Origin of the sequence: Sphingomonas phyllosphaerae (assembly GCF_036946485.1) — a bacterium.
Classification (GTDB): domain Bacteria; phylum Pseudomonadota; class Alphaproteobacteria; order Sphingomonadales; family Sphingomonadaceae; genus Sphingomonas; species Sphingomonas phyllosphaerae_E.
The window spans coordinates 96,540-118,501 of sequence record NZ_JAQIJA010000005.1 but is presented as its reverse complement, the minus strand read 5'-3'; the positions used below and the strand labels follow the sequence as shown (position 1 = coordinate 118,501).

The 21,962-nt window shown below is 67.7% G+C and carries 20 protein-coding genes; 10 read left to right on the top strand and 10 right to left on the bottom strand.

The features are described 5' to 3' along the window. Nucleotides 1-41: 41 nt before the first annotated feature. The 4 genes from metH to PGN16_RS09085 all read right to left on the bottom strand — a co-directional run bounded on the left by metH (nucleotide 42) and on the right by PGN16_RS09085 (nucleotide 5,762). Nucleotides 42-2,714, bottom strand: a complete 2,673-nt coding sequence (gene metH / locus PGN16_RS09100; RefSeq protein WP_335309093.1) for a methionine synthase — start codon at nucleotides 2,712-2,714, stop codon at nucleotides 42-44. 128 nt (nucleotides 2,715-2,842) lie between these two features. Next, nucleotides 2,843-3,889, bottom strand: coding sequence for a homocysteine S-methyltransferase family protein (locus tag PGN16_RS09095; protein WP_335309092.1), 1,047 nt, complete (start codon nucleotides 3,887-3,889; stop codon nucleotides 2,843-2,845). Next, entirely contained in the window at nucleotides 3,886-4,827 is a 942-nt protein-coding gene (gene metF / locus PGN16_RS09090; RefSeq protein WP_335309091.1) for a methylenetetrahydrofolate reductase [NAD(P)H], read from the bottom strand. The genes PGN16_RS09095 and metF overlap by 4 nt, the downstream gene beginning before the upstream one ends. Beyond that, on the bottom strand, nucleotides 4,824-5,762 hold the full coding sequence (locus PGN16_RS09085; protein ID WP_335309090.1) for an ArsR/SmtB family transcription factor: 939 nt from the start codon (nucleotides 5,760-5,762) through the stop codon (nucleotides 4,824-4,826). The genes metF and PGN16_RS09085 overlap by 4 nt, the downstream gene beginning before the upstream one ends. Before the next feature lie 127 nt (nucleotides 5,763-5,889). On the opposite strand from PGN16_RS09085, the gene PGN16_RS09080 reads away from it, so the two are divergent. From PGN16_RS09080 to PGN16_RS09070, 3 genes are read left to right on the top strand one after another with little or no spacing between them, the layout of a single operon-like run. Continuing rightward, entirely contained in the window at nucleotides 5,890-6,186 is a 297-nt protein-coding gene (locus PGN16_RS09080; RefSeq protein WP_335309089.1) for a hypothetical protein, read from the top strand. A 58-nt stretch (nucleotides 6,187-6,244) separates the two neighbouring features. Further along, nucleotides 6,245-7,195, top strand: a complete 951-nt coding sequence (locus PGN16_RS09075; RefSeq protein WP_335309088.1) for an aldo/keto reductase — start codon at nucleotides 6,245-6,247, stop codon at nucleotides 7,193-7,195. Further along, nucleotides 7,188-7,814 carry a hypothetical protein gene (locus tag PGN16_RS09070; protein WP_335309087.1) on the top strand — a complete coding sequence of 209 codons (627 nt, stop codon included), beginning with the start codon at nucleotides 7,188-7,190 and terminating at the stop codon, nucleotides 7,812-7,814. Before PGN16_RS09075 ends, PGN16_RS09070 begins: the two co-directional genes overlap by 8 nt. 37 nt (nucleotides 7,815-7,851) lie before the next feature. Here the strand turns inward: PGN16_RS09070 and PGN16_RS09065 are convergent, their stop codons facing one another. After that, nucleotides 7,852-8,493, bottom strand: a complete 642-nt coding sequence (locus tag PGN16_RS09065; RefSeq protein WP_335309086.1) for a DUF4893 domain-containing protein — start codon at nucleotides 8,491-8,493, stop codon at nucleotides 7,852-7,854. Beyond that, entirely contained in the window at nucleotides 8,490-9,275 is a 786-nt protein-coding gene (locus PGN16_RS09060) for a 3-hydroxybutyrate dehydrogenase (protein WP_335309085.1), read from the bottom strand. Before PGN16_RS09060 ends, PGN16_RS09065 begins: the two co-directional genes overlap by 4 nt. Nucleotides 9,276-9,401: 126 nt before the next feature. Between PGN16_RS09060 and ypfJ the strand changes: the two genes are divergently transcribed. After that, entirely contained in the window at nucleotides 9,402-10,304 is a 903-nt protein-coding gene (gene ypfJ / locus PGN16_RS09055; RefSeq protein WP_335309084.1) for a KPN_02809 family neutral zinc metallopeptidase, read from the top strand. Nucleotides 10,305-10,539: 235 nt separating this feature from the next. Here the strand turns inward: ypfJ and PGN16_RS09050 are convergent, their stop codons facing one another. The 3 genes from PGN16_RS09050 to PGN16_RS09040 form a co-directional block, all read right to left on the bottom strand. Next, nucleotides 10,540-11,217 (bottom strand): DUF1013 domain-containing protein, encoded by a 678-nt coding sequence (locus tag PGN16_RS09050; protein WP_335309083.1) that lies wholly within the window; start codon nucleotides 11,215-11,217, stop codon nucleotides 10,540-10,542. A gap of 99 nt (nucleotides 11,218-11,316) precedes the next feature. Beyond that, nucleotides 11,317-12,339 carry a glycosyltransferase family 4 protein gene (locus tag PGN16_RS09045; protein WP_335309082.1) on the bottom strand — a complete coding sequence of 341 codons (1,023 nt, stop codon included), beginning with the start codon at nucleotides 12,337-12,339 and terminating at the stop codon, nucleotides 11,317-11,319. A 4-nt stretch (nucleotides 12,340-12,343) separates the two neighbouring features. Beyond that, complete coding sequence (locus PGN16_RS09040; protein WP_335309081.1) at nucleotides 12,344-13,234, bottom strand: UDP-2,3-diacylglucosamine diphosphatase; 891 nt, start codon at nucleotides 13,232-13,234, stop codon at nucleotides 12,344-12,346. 389 nt (nucleotides 13,235-13,623) lie between these two features. On the opposite strand from PGN16_RS09040, the gene PGN16_RS09035 reads away from it, so the two are divergent. From PGN16_RS09035 to PGN16_RS09010, 6 genes are all read left to right on the top strand, one after another. Continuing rightward, entirely contained in the window at nucleotides 13,624-14,685 is a 1,062-nt protein-coding gene (locus PGN16_RS09035; protein ID WP_443019609.1) for an NAD(P)H-dependent flavin oxidoreductase, read from the top strand. Nucleotides 14,686-14,954: 269 nt separating this feature from the next. Then, nucleotides 14,955-15,587, top strand: coding sequence for a hypothetical protein (locus PGN16_RS09030; RefSeq protein WP_335309080.1), 633 nt, complete (start codon nucleotides 14,955-14,957; stop codon nucleotides 15,585-15,587). 47 nt (nucleotides 15,588-15,634) lie between these two features. Continuing rightward, a complete protein-coding gene (gene otsB / locus PGN16_RS09025) occupies nucleotides 15,635-16,378 on the top strand; it encodes a trehalose-phosphatase (protein ID WP_335309079.1) in 744 nt (247 codons plus the stop codon). Further along, complete coding sequence (locus tag PGN16_RS09020) at nucleotides 16,375-18,156, top strand: glycoside hydrolase family 15 protein (protein ID WP_335309078.1); 1,782 nt, start codon at nucleotides 16,375-16,377, stop codon at nucleotides 18,154-18,156. Before otsB ends, PGN16_RS09020 begins: the two co-directional genes overlap by 4 nt. Beyond that, complete coding sequence (locus PGN16_RS09015) at nucleotides 18,153-19,550, top strand: alpha,alpha-trehalose-phosphate synthase (UDP-forming) (protein WP_335309077.1); 1,398 nt, start codon at nucleotides 18,153-18,155, stop codon at nucleotides 19,548-19,550. Before PGN16_RS09020 ends, PGN16_RS09015 begins: the two co-directional genes overlap by 4 nt. Nucleotides 19,551-19,644: 94 nt before the next feature. Then, the gene (locus tag PGN16_RS09010) at nucleotides 19,645-20,802 is read left to right on the top strand and encodes a GGDEF domain-containing protein (protein ID WP_335309076.1); all 1,158 of its coding nucleotides are present in this window, start codon (nucleotides 19,645-19,647) and stop codon (nucleotides 20,800-20,802) included. On the opposite strand, the gene PGN16_RS09005 is transcribed toward PGN16_RS09010, so the two are convergent. Next, complete coding sequence (locus PGN16_RS09005; RefSeq protein ID WP_335309075.1) at nucleotides 20,775-21,860, bottom strand: mechanosensitive ion channel family protein; 1,086 nt, start codon at nucleotides 21,858-21,860, stop codon at nucleotides 20,775-20,777. The genes PGN16_RS09010 and PGN16_RS09005 overlap by 28 nt on opposite strands. Nucleotides 21,861-21,962 lie beyond the last annotated feature (102 nt).

Genomic DNA, 21,962 nt, shown 5'->3' with positions numbered 1-21,962 from the left:
CCCCTGCCTGCGCAGGGGCGACGGTGTTGTCCTCCGCCGGGTCAGTCGAGGTTGGGGCGGAGCAGGCGGGTGGCGCGGTCCAGGTCGACGCCGAGGCGTTGCGCGTAATCCACCAGCTGGTCCTCGCCGATCCGGGCGACGCCGAAATATTCCGCCTGCGCGTGACCGAAATAGAAGCCGCTGACCGCCGCGGTCGGGAGCATCGCGAAGCTCTCGGTCAGCTCCAGCCCGGCGTTCTTCTCCGCCTCCAGCATCTCGAACAGCCGCACCTTGAGCGAATGTTCGGGGCAGGCGGGGTAGCCCGGCGCGGGCCGGATGCCGCGATATTGCTCGCGGATCAGCGCGTCGTTGGTGAGTTGCTCGTCGGGCGCATAGCCCCATAGCGTCTGACGGACATGCTGGTGCAGCGCCTCGGCGAACGCCTCGGCAAGACGATCCGCCAGCGCTTTCAACAGGATGTCGTTGTAATCGTCGTTGTCGGCCTTGTAGCGCGCCAGGTGCGCGTCGATGCCGTGGATGCCGACCGCAAAGCCGCCCATCCAGTCGCCCGCCGGGTCGATGAAGTCGGCGAGGCACATGTTGGCGCGGCCCTCGCGCTTGGCGATCTGCTGGCGGAGGAACGGCAGCCGCGTCGAATGTTCGTTGCGGCGGTCGAGGTCGGGGACGTTGAAGCCCTCGGGCACGCTGCCGCCATCGGGCGAGCGATGGTCATTGCTGTGGCGATCGTGGACCCAGACGTCGTCGTCGTGGCGGTGGCAGGGCCACAGCCCGGCGACGCCGCGTGCGGTCAGCCACTTTTCCGCGACGATGCGGTCGAGCATCGCCTGCGCGTCGGCGAACAGCGACGATGCGCTTTCGCCAACGACCTCGTCGGTGAGGATCGCGGGGTAATTGCCCGCCAGCTCCCAGGCGCGGAAGAACGGCGTCCAGTCGATGAACTCGCGCAGGTGCGCCAGATCCCAGTCATCGAACACGTGCACGCCCGGCTGCGCGGGGGCGGGGGCCTTGAGCGCCATATCCGCCGCGAAGCCGCGCTTGCGGGCTTCCTCCAGCGGCAGCAGCTTGTTCTGCCCCTTGCCCTCGCGCGCGTCGCGCACCGCCTGATAATCTGCGGCGACCCCGGCGACATAATCGTCACGGATCGTGTCGGAGACGAGCGTGGTCGCGACGCCGACCGCGCGGCTGGCGTCGAGCACATGGACGACCGGGCCGGTATAAGCCGGGGCGATGCGCAGCGCGGTATGAACTTTCGAGGTGGTCGCGCCGCCGATCAGCAGCGGCATCTGCATCTGCGCGCGCTGCATCTCCTCGGCGACCGTCACCATTTCGTCGAGCGACGGGGTGATGAGGCCGGACAGGCCGATCATGTCGGCGTCATTCTCGTTCGCGGCATCGAGGATCTTCGACCACGGCACCATCACGCCGAGGTCGATCACCTCGAAGCCGTTGCACTGGAGCACGACGCCGACGATGTTCTTGCCGATGTCGTGGACGTCGCCCTTGACGGTCGCCATCACGACCTTGCCTTTGCCCTTTGCGCCCGGCTCCTTGGCGGCCTCGATGAACGGCATCAGGTGCGCGACCGCCTTCTTCATGACGCGTGCCGACTTCACCACCTGCGGCAGGAACATCTTGCCCGAGCCGAACAGGTCGCCGACGACGTTCATCCCGTCCATCAGCGGCCCCTCGATCACCTCGATCGGGCGCGCATACATCTGACGGCATTCCTCGGTATCCTCGACGACATGCGCGTCGATGCCCTTCACCAGCGCATATTCGAGCCGCTTGGTGACCTCCAGCGAGCGCCACTCGGCGGCTTGCTTCTCGGCCGCCGCATCGGTGCCGCGGAACTTCTCGGCGAGCGCGACCAGCCGGTCGCCGGCTTCGGGGGCGCGGTTGAGGATGACGTCCTCGCACGCCTGGCGCAGCTCGGGGTCGATCGCGTCATAGACATCGAGCTGCCCGGCGTTGACGATCCCCATGTCCATGCCGGCGGGGATCGCGTAATAGAGGAACACCGAGTGCATCGCGCGGCGCACCGGCTCGTTGCCGCGGAAGCTGAACGACAGGTTCGACAGGCCGCCCGAGATATGGACGTGCGGGCAGCGCGCCTTGATCTCGCGGCACGCCTCGATGAAGTCGACACCGTAATTGTTGTGTTCCTCGATCCCGGTCGCGACCGCGAAGACATTGGGGTCGAAGATGATGTCCTCGGGCGGGAAGCCGATGCCGGTGAGTAGCTTGTAGGCGCGCTCGCAGATCTCGACTTTGCGCTCCTTGGTGTCGGCCTGTCCGACCTCGTCGAACGCCATCACCACGACCGCGGCGCCATAGTTCATGCACTTGCGCGCATGGGCGAGGAATGCCTCCTCGCCTTCCTTCATGCTGATCGAATTGACGATCGGCTTGCCCGAGACGCACTTCAGGCCAGCCTCGATCACGTCCCACTTCGAGGAGTCGATCATGATCGGCACGCGCGCGATGTCGGGCTCGGCGGCGATCAGCTTGAGGAAGGTGGTCATGGCGTGGTGCGCGTCGAGCAGCCCCTCGTCCATGTTGACGTCGACCACCTGCGCGCCATTCTCCACCTGCTGGCGCGCGACCTCGATCGCGCGGTTATAGTCGCCGGCGAGGATCATCTTCTTGAACGCCGCCGAGCCGGTGACGTTGGTGCGCTCGCCGATGTTGACGAATTGGGTGGAGGAGGTGGTCATCTAAATCTCTTCTGAGCCCTCTCCCCCTCGGGGAGAGGGTTGGGAGAGGGGCTGTGTCTCACCGAGCGAAGCGCCTGTGGCGGCCCCTCACCCAACCCTCTCCCCGCAGGGGAGAGGGCTTAGTGGCGCTATGCCGCCATCGTGAACGGCTCCAGCCCCGCCAGCCGTGTGCGGACGGCGGGCACCGCGACCTTGCGCGGAGTCATGCCGCGCACATGATCGGCGATCGCCTTGATGTGCGCGGGGGTCGAGCCGCAGCAGCCGCCGAGCACGTTGACCTGCCCTGCGAACGCCCATTCGCCGACCAGCCCGGCGGTCGTCTCCGGCGCCTCGTCATAGGCGCCCAGTTCGTTGGGCAGCCCGGCGTTGGGATAGACCATGATGAGCGTGTCGCAGAGTTCGCTCAGCGTCTTCACATGCGGGCGCAATTGCTCGGCACCGAACGAGCAGTTCAGCCCGATCGTCAGCGGCTTGGCATGGCGCACCGCGTGCCAGAACGCCTCGACAGTATGCCCCGACAGATTGCGTCCCGACAAATCGGTGAGCGTCATCGACAGCATGATCGGCAGGTCGCGGCCCAGCGCCTCGCCGGCCTCGATCGCGGCCATGATCCCGGCCTTGGCGTTGAGCGTGTCGAACACCGTCTCGATCAGCACGAAGTCCGCGCCGCCCTCGACCAGCGCATCGATCTGCTCGCGGTAGACGTCCTTCAGATAATCGAAGTCGATCTCGCGATAGCCGGGATCGTTGACGTCCGGCGACAGGGACAACGTCTTGTTGGTCGGGCCGATCGCGCCCGCCACGAAGCGCGGGCGGCCGTCCTTGGCCTGATATTCGTCGGCGATGCGGCGCGCGAGCTTCGCGCTTTCGACGTTGATCTCGCGCACCAGCCCTTCGGCGCCGTAATCGGCCTGGCTGATGCGGTTCGCCGAGAAGGTGTTGGTTTCGGCGATGTCCGCCCCGGCCTCGAAATAGGCGCGGTGGATCGCCTCGGGCACCTCGGGCTTGGTCAGCGCGAGGATGTCGTTGTTGCCCTTCTGGTCGTGGCCCAGCGTCAACGTGCCGGCATAATCGGCCTCCGACAGCTTCCAGTTCTGGATCTCGGTGCCGAACGCGCCGTCGGTGATGAGGATGCGCTTGGCCGCCTCGGCGTTGAAGGTCTCGCGAATGGTCATGCCGCCGCCCTTTCCTGCGCCGGGCGCGTGCGGACGCCCAGCAGGTGACAGATGGCGAAGCTCAGCTCCGCCTTGTTCATGGTGTAGAAGTGGAGCTGCTTAACTCCGCCGGCATAGAGCTTGCGGCACAGTTCGGCGGCGACGGTCGCGGCGACCAGCTGGCGCGCGGCGGGATGGTCGTCGAGCCCCTCGAACAGCCGCACCAGCCAGCCCGGCACGTCGGTGTTGCACATCGTCGCCATGCGCGTGACCCCGGCGAAGCTGCCGATCGGCATGATGCCCGGGACGATCTCCGCGCTGATCCCGGCCGCCCCGGCGGCGTCGCGATAGCGGAAGAAGGTTTCGGGCTCGAAGAAGAATTGCGTGATCGCGCGGTTGGCGCCCGCGTCCAGCTTGCGCTTGAGATTGTCGAGATCGGCGGCGAGGTCGGCCGAGTTCGGGTGCATTTCCGGATAGGCCGCGACCGAAATTTCGAATGGGTGCAGCCGACGCAGCCCCTCGACCAAAGCGGCGGCATTCTCGTAACCGCCCGGATGCGGGGCGTAATCGGCGGCACCCGCGGGCGGATCGCCGCGCAGCGCGACGATGTGGCGCACGCCCGCTGCCCAATATTCCTGCGCGACCGCGTCGATCTCCGCGCGCGTCGCTTCGACGCAGGTGAGGTGCGCGGCGGCGGGCACGTTGGTTTCGCGCGCGATCCGCGCAACGGTGGCGTGGGTTCGGTCGCGGGTCGAGCCGCCCGCGCCATAGGTGACGGACAGGAAGCGCGGGTTCAGCGGGCAGAGCGTCTCGATCGACTGCCAGAGATTCTCCTCGGCCTTGTCGGTCTTGGGCGGCGAGAATTCGAAGCTGACCTCCACGTCACCGCCGACGTCGGCGTAGAGCGGCGCTTCCAGCGCACGTCGCGCCTCTTCGAGCTGATTGACCGAGAACGTCATGCCGCCTTCACCTCCCGCACCGGCACGCCTTGCTTGCGCCCGAGCCACAATTTCACCGTCAGTTCGCCGCCCTCGAGCGTTTCGACCCGCTCCAGCGCCAGCCCCGCCTTCTCGAACCAGCCCGCGATCTGCGCATCCGCGAAACCGAGCCGGGTGTGCGCGTCACGCGCGCGCAACTCCTCGCGATCGTGGCTGGCGAAATCGGCGATCAGCAAGCGGCCATAGTCATCGAGGACGCGCGCCGCTTCCGCGATCGCCGCCCCGGGCTGCTGCGCGAAATGCAGGACGTGGTGGAGGATCGCGACATCGACGCCGCCGTCCGCTACCGGCAAGGCGTAAAGATCGGCTTGCCGCAACTCGGCCTGCTCTCCGACCCGCGCGCGCGCCAGCCGCAGCATCTCGCTGCTCTTGTCGATGCCGAGCACGTGGGTCGCGGCGGGGGCGAACAGCTCGATCATCCTTCCGGTGCCGGTGCCGATATCGATCAACCGGCCGAGCGGCGCATTGCCGAGCAGCGTGCGCATCGCGGCCTCGACCTGGTCCTCCGCGACATGCAGCGAGCGGATCGCGTCCCATTCGCCGGCATGGGCCTCGAACCACGCCGCGGCCGCGGCCGCACGATCGGCGCGCACCGCGGACAGCCGTGCGATATCGGCTTCGACCTCGCCCGCGACGCCATAAGCGTCGAGCGCCGCCAGCACGGGGGTGACACGTGCGCGCTCACCCAGCGCGACGAACACCCAGCTGCCTTCCTTGCGGCGTTCCGCCAGCCCGGCATCGCAGAGAATCTTGACGTGGCGCGAGACGCGGGGCTGGCTTTGCCCCAGCACCTGCGCCAGTTCGCCGACCGATAATTCCATCGCGCCGAGAAGCGCCACGATCCGCAGCCGCGATTCGTCGGCAAGCGCACGGAAGATGTCGAGAGCCAGCTTCATGGCACCACATATAAAGATATCTTTATATGGGTCAACGCAAGAGGCGCGATGAACCTTTTTCCTGCATGTTTCGTTCGCCTTGCCGCTGCGGCTATTTTGCCGGCGTAACAAAACAGGGAGAAACCCGATGAAGCGTCTTTTCACCACCGGCCTGATCGCCGCCACCGCGCTGGGCCTCGCCGCGTGCAGCGAGCGCGCGCAGAACGAGACCGCCGAGGCGGGCAATGCGATCGCCGCGGACACCGCCGCCACCACGTCGAACGCGGTCAACGACGTCGATGCCGCGACCGATCGCGCGCTCGACAAGGCCGAGAACAGCCTCGACCGGACCGGCGACGCGCTGAAGAACACCGGCGACCGCGCCGCCGACGCGACCGGCAACGCGATGGTGCGCGCGGGCGAGGATCTGCGCGATAAGAACTGATGTGACTGCCGCCGCGGTTGAGCGCAGCCGCGGCGGTTCCTCCAGCCGGAAGATCGTGATGACCGACAAGCGACGCCTCGGCGCATCCGAACTGCGGATCACGCCGCTGGTACTCGGCGGCAACGTTTTCGGTTGGACCGCGGATCGCGATGCATCGTTCGCGGTGCTCGACGCATTCGTTGCGGGCGGCGGGACGATGATCGACACCGCTGACGTGTATTCCGCCTGGGTCGACGGCCACCATGGTGGTGAGTCGGAGACGATGATCGGCGACTGGCTGCGCGATCGTGGTCTGCGCGACCGGGTGCTGCTTGCCACGAAGGTCGGGATGCTGCCGGGCGAGGGCGGCGAGAAGCTGGCGCCGACGCGGATCGTGGCGGCGTGCGAGGCATCGCTGAAGCGGCTCGGCACAGACCGGATCGACCTGTATTTCGCGCATCAGGACGATGACGACCAGCCGCAGGAGGCGGTCGCCGAGGCGTTCGCCCGGTTGGTGCAGGCGGGCAAGGTACGCGTGCTGGGCGCGTCCAATTTCCATGCCGCCCGGCTCAAGTCGGCGATCGAGCGCGCGCGTGTGGCGGCGCTGCCGCATTATCAGGTGCTTCAGCCCGAATATAATCTGGTCAGCCGCCACCAGTTCGAAGGCGAACTGCAGGACTATTGCGTCACCGAGAATGTCGGCGTCGTGCCCTATTATGGACTGGCGTCGGGGTTCCTGACCGGCAAGTACCGGACGAAGGACGATCTTTCGAAAAGCGTGCGCGGGGCGCGGATGGGCGACCTGCTCGAGGGCAAGGGCGCGGCCGTGCTCGAGACGATGGATGCGGTCGCAGCGGAGAGCGGCGCGACGCTCGCGCAGATCGCGCTGGCGTGGCTGATCGCACAGCCGGGTGTCACCGCGCCGATCGCGAGCGCCACCTCGGCGCTGCAGGTCGAGGAATTGCTCGGCGCGACCGCGATCCGGCTGAGCGACGATCAGCTCGAACGATTGACCGTCGCGGGTGCCTGACCGGCGGCCGCGACGCTGGCTGGCGCGGCTGACGCTGCTGCTGGTCGCGTTCGCGGCATGGCCGGCGCAGGCGGCGGTGACGATTACCTTCTGGAGCCGCGATTTCGGAAACAGCTTCCCGCACGCCTTCTTCATGCTGCGCGGGACACCCGATGCGGGCGGCGTGCCGGTCGATGCGGCTTATGGCTTCACCGCGCGGTCGCTGACCCCGGCGATCCTGTTCGGCAATGTCGCGGGGCGGGTCGAGCGGCCGAAGCCCGGCTATATGGCGGGCAGCCACGTCCGCTTCTCCCGCACGCTGACCGACGCCCAATATGGCGCGATCGTCGCGCTGATCCGTGCATGGGACGAGCGGACCGGGGATGCGACCTACAATCTCAACAAGCGCAATTGCGTGACCTTCGTGCGCGAGGCGGCGCGCCGGTCGGGGCTGACGCTGGTCGAGTTTCCGAAGCTGATGAAGAAACCGAGCGGCTATCTGCGCGCGGTGATCGCCGCGCAGCCGCAGGCGGTGACGGTGATCGAGCAGACCGGGAGGGAATATCTGGCGACGCTGCCGCCGATCGACGGCGTGGTGCCGGTCGAGGCGCCGGTGAGTACGCCGGGAAAACGCGATTAGCGCCGGTCGTCGCCCCGGATCGAACATGGGGCGGTGGTCACGCGGCCGGCACTAGTTCCAGCACGTCGAGCGTCGACTCAAACGCCGGATAGGGCATCACCAGCCGCCAGCGGCGCCGGCCGATCCGTTCCATCCAGCCGGCGACGTCGCGGGTCGCGTCGGCGCCATAGCCATAAGCGCGTGACTCGTCGCCGAGCATCAACGTCCCGAGGAACGCCGCGCGGGTCGGGTCGGCGCGATAAAGCAGCCCGACCTGCCGCTGCGAGCCGGTCAGCTTGACCAGTTGCGCCGCGCCGCCGGCCGCGACCGTGATCCGGCAATCGAACCATCCATAAGCGGTAAAAGGGGCACCGGTTTTGCCCTTGCGGCCCAGCTTGAACGTGCGGCAGCGATAAGCACCGATCGGCGGCACCGCATCGTCGAGCGCGGCGTCGATCGTGAACAGCGCCCCCTGCGCGGCGAGATCGGCCGCGGCGATCGGACGCGCCTGCGCCAATGCCTGCGTCCATGCTTCATACCAGCGCCGCAAGCGGTCGCGATCGGCGGACGTGGCGAGCCGCCGCCAGTCGGGTGCGGTGGCCAAAGCGTCCGGCGCGGGCGGGGCCGCGGTGACTGCGGCGGGTGGCGGCGCGCCGCATCCGGCAAGGCAGAGGAGCAGCGCGCCGGCGACGCGCTTCACGCCGCGGTCCAGCCGCCATCGACCGACAGGTTCGCACCGGTGATTGCCTTTGCCTCGTCGCGGCACAGGAACAAGGCGAGCGCCGCGACCTGTTCGGGGGTGACGAACTCCTTGGTCGGCTGCGCGGCGAGCAGCACGTCGTCGATCACCTGTTCGCGCGTCAGCCCGCGCGCCTTCATCGTGTCCGGGATTTGCTGTTCGACCAGCGGCGTCCAGACATAACCGGGCGAGATGCAATTGACCGTGATGCCCTGCTGGGCGGTCTCCAGCGCGACGGTCTTGGTCAACCCGACCAGCCCGTGCTTGGCGGCGACATACGCGGACTTGTTGGGGCTGGCGACCAGACTGTGCGCCGAAGCGGTCGAAACGATCCGCCCCCAGCCGCGCGCGCGCATGTGCGGCACCGCGGCGCGCATCATGTGGAACGGTCCGGTCAGGTTGAGCGCGAGGATCGCGTCCCACTTCTCGGGCGGGAAATCAGCGATGCCGCAGACGTGCTGGATGCCGGCATTGTTGACGATGATGTCCGGGCCGCCCCAGGCATCGTGCGCGCGCGTCACCAGCGCTGCGATGGCGGCGGGGTCCCCGACGTCGGCGGCGTCGTACAACACTTCGCCTGAACCGAGCGCGGCGACGCTGGCGCGCGCTTTCTCGATCGCCTCGGCATCTCCGAAGCCGTTGAGCATGACATGCGCGCCCGCCTCGGCCAGCGCGCGCGCCACCGCCAGTCCGATGCCCGAGGTCGATCCGGTGACGATCGCGCTCTTGCCGTTCAGGAACATTGCCGGGCCTTTCGCTGCCGTGTGTCGGGCACCAATCGGCGAGCGGCGCAGCGGTTGCAACCCGCAGCGGGGTGCACGCATTCATACCGCGACGGTAACGACCAGCCTTTGCAGGGGAGGCTTTCCATGCGGCTCGACGATTATGACAATGATATCAACGTCGGCGAGGCCCGCGGCGGTGGCGGGCTAGGCGGCGGGGGCGGCGGCGGATTTCTTTTGGGATTGCTGCCGATGATCGGCAGCCGATTTGGGTGCGGCGGGATCGTGGTGGTGCTGCTATTGCTCGCGGTGGTCGGCGGGCTCGGCAATCTCGGCGGGCTGCTCGGCGGGGGCAGCGGCACTGCCCCGCAGGTGAGCGCCCCGTCGAGCGAAACGGTGCAACAGGTCTGCGACGCCTCGACCGCGCGCCGCGATACCTGTCGTGCGTTCAGCAATGCGCAGAATACGTGGGAAAAAATCTTCGCGCGCGAGAATCAGCAGTTCAGCCCGCCGAAGCTGCAATTCTTCAGCGGGAGTGGCCGGTCGGGTTGTGGCGCGGCGATGTCGGCGATGGGGCCATTCTATTGCCCGACCGATCGCGGCATCTATCTCGACACCAGCTTCTTTGATGAGCTGGCGAACAAGTACAAGGCCGGCGGCGACTTCGCGCAATATTATGTGATCGCGCATGAGTTCGGGCACCATATCCAGAATCTGCTCGGCACCTCGACGGAGGTCCAGCAGGCGCAGCGGCGCGCGAGCGAGGCGGAGGGCAACGCGCTGTCGGTGCGGCTGGAGTTGCAGGCGGATTGCTATGCCGGCGTCTGGGCGTCGCTGAACCGCGACCGGCTCGATCCGGGCGATGTCGAGGAAGGGATGCGCGCGGCGCAGGCGATCGGCGACGACACGTTGCAGCGTGAGGCGCAGGGGCGCGTGGTGCCCGACAGCTTCACGCACGGCACCTCGGCGCAGCGGCAGGCGTGGTTGCGGCGCGGGATCGAGAGCAACGGCAACCCGGGGGTGTGCGACACCTTCTCGGGGGCGATCTGAGGGGGGCGGGGGCGGAGCATTGCCCGCCCCCGCGTCGTCATTGCAAGCGAAGCGAAGCAATCCAGGGCGTCCTGATCCGGCGCTGGATTGCTTCGCTTCGCTCGCAATGACGAAATAATTACCTTGTCGCCCCGGACTTGATCCGGGGCCCGCTGTATTTTTGTCAGCTGACGGCAGGAAGAAGCGGGGTCCCGGATCAAGTCCGGGACGACGGGACGTTCCTAACGTTCAGAGATCAGCGGCGGAACGGGTCCTCGAACGCCGGGCGCGCCGGGGCGTCGCTCTCGATGCCATTCTCGGCGTCGCGCGCGGCCTGCTCGCGCTGCGCGCGCAGCGACGCGATCAGCGCCTCGCGATCGCCGTCGAGGCGCGTGTCGGTCGGCGCCTGCTCGATGCCGGCCGCCTTGGCCGCCTTGTTGACCGCCGCGTCCAGTTCGCGCTGCGTGGTCAGGCCCAGCGTCACCGGGTCCTTCGGCGTGATGTTGCCGATGTTCCAATGGCTGCGGTCGCGGATCGCCGCGATCGTCGTGCGCGTCGTGCCGATCAGGTTGCTGATCGCGCCGTCCGAAATCTCCGGGTGGTTGCGGATGATCCAGGCGATGCCGTCGGGCTTGTCCTGCCGCTTGCTGACCGGCGTGTAGCGCGGGCCCTTGGTGCGGCGCACCTGCTCCGGCCCCTTGGTCATCGTCATGCGGTAGTTCGGGTTGGCCTGCGCCTTGTCGATCTCGTCCTGCGTCAGCTCGTGCGCGCGGACCGGATCGCGCCCGGTCAGCTTGGTCGCGGCGGTGTCGTCGGCGATCGCCTGCACCTCGAGGATGTGCAGCCCGCAGAAATCGGCGATCTGCTCGAAGGACAGCGCGGTATTGTCGACGAGCCACGAGGCGGTCGCGTGGGGCATGAGCGGCTGGGCCATGCGGACAGTCTCCATAAATGCAAAGGGCCGCCCCTTCCCGGAGCGGCCGCCTGTTACCTAGGGACTTAGTGCGTGGCGCGCGTTAGGGCAAGCGCGCGCTCATGCAGCGCGGGCGAGCGCAGCGCCGAAGGGTTGCAGCGCGTCCAAGAACTGCCGCGCGCTCGCCGGCCAGGTGAAGCGCGCGCCCGCCGCGGCGCAGTCGGCGCGGTCGAGCGTCAGCGCGCGGGCGATCGCGGCGGGCAGGTCCTCGTCCATTGCGCCGGTCGCAGGCGTCAGGACGTCGACCGGGCCGGGGACCGGGAAGGCGGCAACCGGCGTGCCGCACGCCAGCGCCTCGATCATCACCAATCCGAAGGTATCGGTTCGGCTGGGGAAGACCAGCACATCGGCGGCGCGATAGGCAGCGGCGAGCGTCTCTCCGAACAAGGCACCGAGGAAGATCGCATCGGGATGTTGGCGCTCGAGCGCGGCGCGCGCCGGGCCGTCACCGACCACCACCTTCGTGCCGGGCACGTCGGCGGCGAGGAAGGCGGCGATGTTCTTCTCCACCGCGACGCGCCCGACATGGAGCAGCACCGGACCGGCAAGCGCGGCCATCACGGCGTTGCGCTCGCCCTCGGCACGGAACAGCGGCGCGACGCCGCGCCCCCAACGACGAATGCGGGTCAGGCCGTGGGCGTTCAGCGCGCGCTCGATCGTCGGTGTCGAGGCGAGCACCGCGGCGGCGGGGGTGTGGAACCAGCGGACATAGCGCCAGATCCACTCCGGGTTCGCACCGGTACGCGCCGCGACATAATCGGGGAATTGGGTGTGATAGGCGGTGGTGAACGGCAGACGGCGCGACAGGCACCAGCGCCGCGCCGCGACGCCGAGCGGTCCCTCGGTGGCGATATGCACCGCTTCCGCGCCGAAGCGGGTGATCCGCCGTCCGATCGTGGCGGGCGGCATGAACGCGAGCCGGATTTCGGGGTAGGTGGGGCAGGGGATCGACGGGGCGTCGGCAGGCGAAACGACCAGCACCTCATGCCCGTCGCCACGCAGTTCCGCGATCACATTCTCCAGTGTGCGGACCACCCCGTTGACCTGCGGCGCCCAGGCATCGGTGACGATCGCGATCCGCATCGCGTCAGGCGGCAAGCGCCGTGACGGGTGTTGCCTCGCGGCGCGCGATCTCGTCGCCCCAGTTGAGGATTTCCATCGTGCCGTCGAAATGTTCGACCAAGGCGTTGCACCCTTCCACCCAATCGCCGTCGTTGTAATAAGCGACCCCGGCGATGTCACGCATCTCGGCGGTGTGGATGTGTCCGCACACCACGCCGTCGACCCCGCGGCTGCCCGCCGCTTCGGCGACGATCTCTTCGAAGCGCGAGATGAAGGCCACCGCGTTCTTGACCTTGGCCTTGGCGTGCTTGCTGAGCGACCAATAGGGCATCCCGAACTTGCGGCGCACCGCGCTGACCGCGCGGTTGAGCGTCATCAGCGCGGTATAGGCGGCGTCGCCGACATGCGCGAGCCAGCGATGCGACAGGGTGATCGCGTCGAATTCGTCGCCGTGGAGCACCAGCAGGCGGCGGCCATCGGCGGTCTCGTGCACCGCCTTGCGCCGGATCTTGATCCCGCCGAAATCGAGCCCCGCGAACTGGCGGAACATCTCGTCGTGATTGCCGGGGATGTAGATCATCCGCGTGCCGCGTCGCGCGCGCTTCATCAGCCGCCAGATCACGTCGTTGTGCGCGGCGGGCCAGTAGAAGCGCTTCTTGAGCTGCCAGCCGTCGACGATGTCGCCGACCAGATACATGGTGTCGCTGTCGACATGGTCGAGGAAGTCGATCAGCATGTCCGCGTTGCAGCCGCGCGTGCCGAGGTGCACGTCGCTGATCCAGATGGTGCGATAGCGGCGGCGCTCGCCGGCCGGCTCCTCCGGGCGGTGCGGGCGCGAGTGCGCGAAATCGAACAGATCGGTGACGTCTGCGATATGCCCGGAGACGGGCGCGAGCGTGGCGGCGATCGGCGACATGAGCGGCTCTCCCTCGCCGCCGCTATGCCGCCTTCATGTGACGCGCCTGTCTCGCCGCGGTGACGGCGAGATGGCCGATCGGTGACGGTTCCGCGTCAGCGCGTCAGGTGCACCATCGCGTCGATCGTCACCGCGATCACGCCCCAACTCGCGACGACCAGGCCCGCCAACGTGGCAAAGCGGCGGCGCGTCGAGAAATTATAACCGGCGGTCATTTTCAGGGTCCTCATCCTCATTCTTATGACAGGAACGTGACACGTCTGCGGGGTGCGGAAAAGTACGGATCGCTGCCGTTCTTCGCGCATAATTTCGATTAGTGAGAACGATTGCAGGCGCAGTGATCGACTGGCTATGTTGCCAGCGATCGACGCCCCGCCTAGTCAGGGGCGATGACCGACACCTTGACCGCCGCTGCGCCGGCCGTTTCCGCCTCGACCGCCGGAGAAAAGCGCCTCGTTGCACGCATGGAGCGCGGGGCGCATTTCCTCGGCAGCGAGGTGGCGATCATGGCCGGCGCGATGTCGTGGGTGTCGGAGCGGCACCTCGTCTCGGCGATGTCGAATGCGGGCGGGTTCGGGGTGATCGCGTGCGGCGCGATGACGCCGGCGCTGCTCGATGCCGAGATCGCCGCGACCAAGGCGCTGACCGACAAGCCGTTCGGCGTGAACCTGATCACGATGCACCCCGATCTGACCGCGCTGATCGAGGTGTGCGCGAACCATAAGGTCGGGCATGTCGTGCTGGCGGGCGGGCTGCCGCCGAAGGGATCGCTGGAGGCGATCAAGGCGAGCGGGGCGAAGGCGATCTGTTTCGCGCCTACGCTGGCGCTGGCCAAGAAGCTGGTCCGCTCGGGCGTCGACGCGCTGGTGATCGAGGGGATGGAGGCCGGCGGGCATATCGGCCCCGTTTCGACCAGCGTGCTGGCACAGGAGATGCTGCCGGAACTGTCTGCCGTCGTACCGGTATTCGTCGCGGGCGGGATCGGGCGCGGGGAGGCGATCGCGGGGTATCTCGATATGGGGGCCGCGGGGGTGCAGCTGGGCACGCGCTTCGTGTGTGCGAGCGAGAGCATCGCGCATCCGAACTTCAAGAAGGCGTTCATCCGGGCTTCAGCGCGTGATGCGGTGGCAAGCGTGCAGCTCGATCCGCGGCTGCCGGTGATCCCGGTGCGCGCGCTGAAAAACGCGGGCGGTGAGTTGTTTACGGCGCGCCAGCGTGAAGTCGCGCAGGCGCTCGACGAGGGCAGCGTCGCGATGGCGGAAGCGCAGTTGCAGATCGAACATTATTGGGCGGGCGCGCTGCGTCGTGCGGTGATCGAGGGCGATGTCGAGCATGGCAGCGTGATGGCCGGCCAGTCCGTCGGCATGGTCACCAAGGAAGAACCGATCGCCGACATCATCGCGACCTTGATGGCCGAAGCGGCGCAGGCGTTTGAGAAGCGGGTGGGGTAGAACCGTTTGGACACGCTGGATTTCGTCGCACGCTGTCTTCTTCGATCTCGACATCCCTGGTTGTCGCCCCGGACTTGATCCGGGATGACGGAAGGAGATAGCGGAGCGGCTTACGGTCGTGTTCGCGCGAATGACGGCGGGCTATGAACTTTCCCGGAGACCATCGACTCGCCTCGGCCCGTCTGGCGCACGGCGTAGCGGCTCGACTCTATCGCTGACCGTTTCGTGATGGGATCGCTGCAAGGTCGCGTTCGAAAAGGGGTTTCACGATGCGCCTGCGTTTGTTCGCCATCGGGGCCGCGTCGCTGCTGGCCGCCGCCTGCTCGCGCACGCCGCCTGCCGCGCCGCCGCCGCCTCCGTCGCAACCCATTGTAAAGATGACGCTAGCGCCGATGCCGGCGGGCGCGCGGGCGGGGATGCGGATACCGGCGCGGCTGGCCGATGGGCGGTGGGCGACGCCGAATGTCGGGCTGTCGAGCGCGGGCAGCATCTGGCATCTGCGCGCGGCGCTGAACGTCGCGGTGCTGGCGTGTCATGGGCCGGATCAGGCGGTGATGGTCAATGAATACAATGCGATGCTCACCACCCGTAAGGTCGAGCTGGCGAGCGCGCAGAAGGCGTTGCAGCAGGAATATCGGGCCTCCCGCGGCACGCAATGGGAGGATGCGTTCGACGATCAGATGACGCGATTGTACAACTTTTTTGCACAGGATTTCGCGCATCAGGGGTTCTGCGGTGCCGCGCGTGACGCTTTGGGGTCGGTTACGAGCGTGCCGGTGTCGGGTTTGGCGGCGTTTGCCGCGCAACGGTTGCCAGTTCTGGAGGCACCGTTCACCGATTTCTTCACCGCGTACGATCGCTGGCAATCGGGGGCGCTGGTGCGCGTCGCGGCGGCCGGGTAATCGTTGCGCGCTTGCATCGAAATCGCGCGCGCCGGGTTTGAGCGTGCATGACCGACCTGTTGCCGCCGCCCCCTTCGCTGTTGACCGACGCCAGCCTGTTCCTCGATTTCGACGGGACGCTGGTCGAGATCGCCGACACGCCGGACGGGGTGGAGGTCGCCGACGGACTGGCGACGTTGCTGGGGCGGCTGGGAACCGCTTTGCCCGGCGGGGTGGCGATCGTCAGCGGGCGGCCGGTCGACGAGATCAGCGCGCTGGTCGCGCCCGCCGCGCTGCCGATCGCGGGCAGCCATGGACTGGAGGTCGCCGCGCCCGACGGCAGCATCACCGCGCCCGACCGCTCCGCCGCGCTCGACGCTGCGCTGGCCGAGGCGCAGGCGTTCGCGGCCGCGCATCCGGGGACACTGATCGAGGACAAGCCGTTCGGCGTCGGGCTGCATTTCCGCGGCGCGCCCGAGGCCGGTGAGGCGATGACCGCGCTCGCCGAACAGCTCGCCACCGTCCATGACCTGCACCTTCAGCACGGCAAGATGGTGGTCGAGCTGCGGATGGCCGGGCGCGACAAGGGCGCGGCGGTCGAGCTGTTGATGCGGGAACCGTTACGGCAGCGCACGGTTCCTGTGTTCGTGGGGGACGACGTGACCGACGAGGCCGGCTTCGCCGCGGCCGCCGCAATGGGCGGCGCGGGCGTGCTGGTCGGCCCGGCGCGCGACACCGCCGCCACCTACCGGGTCGAGGGCGTCGCCGACGTGCTCGCCTGGCTCGACGCCGCATGCAGGGAGAAGACATGACGACGCTGGATCTGTGGCCGATCGGCAATTGCCAGGTAAGCGCGCTGGTCGATCGCGAGGGACGGTTCGTCTGGGGCTGCGTACCGCGCGTCGACGGCGACCCGCTGTTCTCCGCGCTGCTGGGCGGCGAGCAGCCGGACACCGGCTATTGGGGGATCTGCCTCGAAGACAGCGTGTCGATCGAGCAGGAATATATCCGCAACACCCCGATCCTCGTCACCACGCATCGGGATTCACATGGCGGCGCGATCGAGGTGATCGATTTCTGTCCGCGGTTCGCGCGTGAAGGGCGCACCTATCGCCCGGTGGCGTTTGCGCGGATCGTGCGGCCGATCGCGGGCAGCCCGCGCGTCCGCGTCGCGCTGCGCCCGACCTGCGGCTGGGGCGGCGGCTGCCGCGAGCAGGTCGGCGGATCGAACCACCTGCGGCTGTTGATGGACACGATCGCGCTGCGGCTGACCACCACCGCGCCGATCGCGATGGTGCAGGGCGAACACGCGTTCCGCGTCGAGCGGCCGCTGCACTTCTTCCTCGGCCCGGACGAGAGCTTCCAGGGCGATCTCGCCAGTACCGTCGACCTGATGCTGTACCGCACGACGCAGGAATGGCAGGGTTGGGTGCGCGGGCTGGCGGTGCCGCTGGAATGGCAGGAAGTGGTGATCCGCTGCGCGATCACGCTGAAACTGTGCCAGCATGAGGAAACCGGCGCGATCGTCGCCGCGCTGACCACCTCGGTGCCCGAACATGCCGGGTCGCAGCGCAACTGGGACTATCGCTACTGCTGGATCCGCGACGCTTATTATACGGTGCAGGCGCTCAACCGGCTCGGCGCGCTCGACGTGCTGGAGGGCTATCTCGGCTATCTTCGCAACATCGTCGACGGCGCGCGCGGCGGGCATATCCAGCCGCTGTACGGCGTGCTGGGCGAGGCGCAGTTGCCCGAGCGGATCGAGGAATCGCTTGCCGGCTATCGCGGGATGGGGCCGGTGCGCGTCGGCAATCAGGCCGCCGAGCAGATCCAGCATGACGCTTACGGCCAGATCGTGCTGTGTTCGGTCCACGCCTTCTTCGACCACCGGCTGTTCCGCAAGAGCGGGGTCGAGGATTTCGAGGCGCTGGAGCGCGTCGGCGAGCGCGCCTGGGCCTATTACGATCAGCCCGACGCCGGGCTGTGGGAGCTGCGCACGCGGCAGAGCGTCCACACCTATTCGAGCGCGATGTGCTGGGCGGCGTGCGACCGGCTCGCCAATGCCGCCGAGCGGCTGAAGCTGCCCGAGCGCGAGGCGCTCTGGTCGGAGCGCGCGCAGGTGATCCGCGACCGGATCGAGAGCGCGGCGTGGCGCGAGGATACGCGGCGAATGTCGGCGACCTTCGCGGGCGACGACCTCGACGCGAGCGTGCTGCAGTTGCTCGACCTGCGCTTTCTGGAAGCGGACGATCCGCGCTTCCTCGACACGCTGGTGGCGATCGAGAAGGGGCTGCGGCGCGGCTCGACGATGCTGCGCTACGATACCGAGGACGATTTCGGGCTGCCCGAGACCGCGTTCAACGTCTGCACCTTCTGGCTGATCGAGGCGCTGTTCCTCACCGGGCGCAGCGACGAGGCGCGCGTGTTGTTCGAGGAAATGCTGTCGCGTTGCACCGCCGCCGGGCTGCTGTCCGAGGACATCGACCCGCAAAGCGGCGAGCTGTGGGGAAATTATCCGCAAACCTATTCGTTGGTCGGCATGATCAACTGCGCCGCCATGCTCAGTAAACCGTGGAGTAGTATCCGTTGAATCGCCTGATCGTCATCTCCAACCGCGTCACCGCGCCCAAGGGCTCGACCGCCGGCGCACAGGGGGGGCTGGCGGTCGCGCTCGCCGCCGCGCTGCGCGATCGCGGCGGCATGTGGTTCGGCTGGTCGGGGGAGCAGACCGACCAGTTCACCGGCCATATCAACTTCCAGCGCAATCACGGCGTCACCACCGCGACGGTCGATCTGGAAGAGCAGGACGTCCAGGAATATTACGACGGCTACGCCAACCGGACCTTGTGGCCGCTGTTCCACTATCGCATCGATCTGGCCGAATATGAGCGCGACTTCGCGGGCGGCTACAAGCGCACCAACCAGCGCTTCGCCGACACGGTCCGCCCGCTGATCGAGCCGGACGATGTGATCTGGATTCAGGATTATCACATGTTCCCGCTGGGCGCGGAGTTGCGCGCGCGCGGGTGCACCAACCGGATCGGTTTCTTCCTGCACATCCCGTGGCCGCCGCGGCGGTTGCTGGGGACGCTGCCCAATGCGCGCGAACTGGGGGAGTCGCTGTTCGCCTATGACCTGATCGGCTTCCATACCGAGGAATGGCTGGAGTCGTTCTGCGATTTCGCGCGACACGACATGGGCGCGACGATCGAGAACAATATCGCGCGGCTCGGCGACCGGCAGGTCGAGTTGATCGCCTGCCCGATCGGGATCGACGCGGTCGAGTTCGCCGAAATGTCGAAGAGCGTGCCGGCGCGGCTCGCTTATCGCCGGATGCGCGACAGCGCCGACGGCCGCGACATGATCGTCGGGGTCGACCGGCTCGATTATTCCAAGGGGCTGGAGGAGCGGTTCCTCGGTTACGAGCGCTTCCTCAACGAGCATCCCGAAGAACGCAAGGAAGTGTTCCTGCTCCAGATCGCGCCGCCCAGCCGCGTGTCGGTGGAGAGCTATCAGCGCATCCGCCAGTCGTTGGAAGGTCTGTCGGGGCGGATCAACGGCGCCCATGCCGACGTCGACTGGGTGCCGATCCGCTACGTCAACCAGGGTTATCCGCGCGATCATCTGGCGGGCATCTACCGCGCCGCCAAGATCGGGCTGGTGACGCCGCTGCGCGACGGGATGAACCTGGTCGCCAAGGAATATGTCGCGGCGCAGGACCCGGAAGATCCCGGCGTGCTGGTGCTGTCGCGCTTCGCGGGAGCGGCGGAGCAGATGACCGACGCGCTGCTCGTCAATCCCTATAGCGCCGAAGAGGTGTCCGACGCGATCTATCAGGCGCTGCGGATGCCGCGCGAGGAGCGTGTGCGGCGTTGGGAGCGGTTGATGGCCGGGGTGCAGGAACAGGACGTGACCTGGTGGGCGCAGACCTTCCTGTCGGCGCTGGAGAATAGCGTGGTCGCCACCGCGGAGGCCGATCGCTGAATGAAAATAAACTGACACGCGGGCTGGCGTTCGGGTTGCTGCCGCCGCATCTTCATTGCACGGACTGCTAATCGAGAATCACAGTGGTGCGTGTGTGAGTGGTGCCATCTATGCGTTGATCGTCAATGCCTGTGTGGCGATATTGTTCGCGGCCACCTTTGCGGTCTTGCGTGCGTCTTACCCGCAGCAGCGCGCAACTGGTTGGTTTTGCGCGACTTATGCAATAGGATTGCTGACGCCGATCAGCGAATTGGGCGTGCGGTTCACCAGCACGCCGCTGTTGTTCACCGCCACCAGCTATCTGTCGCTGGTGATCTCGACCTTGTGTTTCACGCAAGGCGTCATCGTGCTGAGCGGGCGAGTGCCGCCGCGGGCGGTGGCGCCCGCGATCGCGGCCATCGCGCTGGTCGGCCGGGTCATGCTCGACGACAGTACTCGCAACACGATCGGCTACGGGCTGGTCTATCAATTTCCGTTCTATGCGATGCTGTTGCTCTGCACGATCATCGCGATCCGCGCGGTGCGCGAGCGGTGCGACCCGTGGTGGGCGGGGCTGGGCGTCGTCTTCGCGGTCACCGCCAGCTATTTCGCGGTCAAGCCGGTCTTCGCCGCGGTCTTCGGCTCGGGCGAGACGATGCGCGACTATGCGGACAGCAGCTATGCGCTGTTGTCGCAGGCGCTCGGCGGCTTGCTGATGATCACCAGCGCCTTGTCGGTGCTGTTGATGATCGTGCGGTCGATCCTGCGCTCCACGCGCGTCGAGTCGGAAACCGACATGCTGACGTGCATCGCCAACCGGCGCGGGTTCGAGCGGCGGGCGCGCACCGCGATCGCCGCAGCCCGGCGAACCGGAGAGCCGGTGGCGGCGATCCTGCTCGATCTCGATCATTTCAAGCAGGTCAACGATCGCTTCGGGCACGCGACCGGCGATGCCGTGCTGCACGCGTTCGGGCAGGCGCTGACCTGCGCGTTGCCGCCGAGTACGCTGGTCGCGCGACTGGGGGGTGAGGAGTTCGTGGCGCTGCTGCGCGGCGCGAACCTGCGCGATGCGGGGCGCGCGGCGGCGGCGATCCGCGCGGCGGTCGCCCGGCTCGGGCCGGAGCTGCCCGAGGTGACGGTCAGCGGCGGCATCGCCGAGCTGCGGCCGCATGATACGTTGGTCACCTTGCTCGATCGCGCCGACCGCCACGCCTATGCGGCGAAGCAGGCCGGGCGCGACCGCATCTATCCCGCGCTTTCGAGCGCGACATAGGCGCGACGGCGGAGCAGCGCGGTCGGCTGTTCGGCGCGGATGTGCGCCAGCAATGCCTCGCGCACGTCGCAGCGCAGGTCGAAGGCGGTCGAGGCGTCCTTGGCGGTCATCAGCCCGCGTAGCTCGACCGAGCCGTCGGGCTTCACGTCGGTGACCTGCAGGTTCCAGAAGCGGCCGTCCCAGCGCGGGTTGGCAGTGACGATCTCGCCCAGCTTCGTGCGGAGCGCCTCGACGTCGGCATCGGCGTCGACGTACCAGAAGACACTGCCGAGCAACGCGCTCGACTGGCGGGTCCAGTTCTGGAAGCTCTGTTCGAGGAACTTGGAGACGGGGACGACCAGCCGCCGCTCGTCCCAGATCTTCACGACGACATAGGTGAGGCGGATTTCCTCGATGCGGCCCCATTCGTTGTCGATGATGACGACGTCGTCGATGCGGATCGGCTCGGTGAAGATCATCTGGAAGCCGGCGATCAGGTTCTTGAGCGCGGGCTGCGCCGCGGCGCCGACCGCGAGGCCGGCGAGGCCCGCCGACGCCGCCAGCGTGACGCCGAGGCTGCGGACGCTGGGGATCGTCATCAGCATCGTACAGATCGTGACCAGCATGATGACCGAGACGAAGATGCGCTGGAAGATGCCGAGCCGGGTGCGGCGGCGACGCGCGCGCAGATTGTCGGCGACGCTGATGTCGGCGTGGCGGATCATCACGTCGGTGACCGTCCCGACCGCGACGATCGCGCACCAGCCCATCAGCCCGGGCACCAGTAGCGCGGCGATCCGCCCCCATAACGCCGACTGACCGCGGGTGAGGTCGAGCGCCGGCTGCACCGCCGCCAGCGCGATCGCGAGCATCAGCCAGCGCAGCAGCTTGCGGATGCGCTCGACGAACAAGGCGCTGGCGCTCTCGGGGCGCGCCGCGGTGGCGCGGCGCGCCACCCAGATGACGATACGGTGGAGCACCAGCGCCAGCGCCAGCACCGCCGCCACATAGAAGATGTCGGACAGCCAGCCGGGCAGATCGTGCAGCCAGCCGCGCGCGGTCCTGATCGCGTCCGCCATCGTCTCCCTCACGTTATCGGTGGTCGGGGGCGTAACGAGGTGGCGGGGCGCGGTGTTCCGGTGCTCTCCATCCGTTCGCCTTGAGGAGCCGTTGAGCTTGTC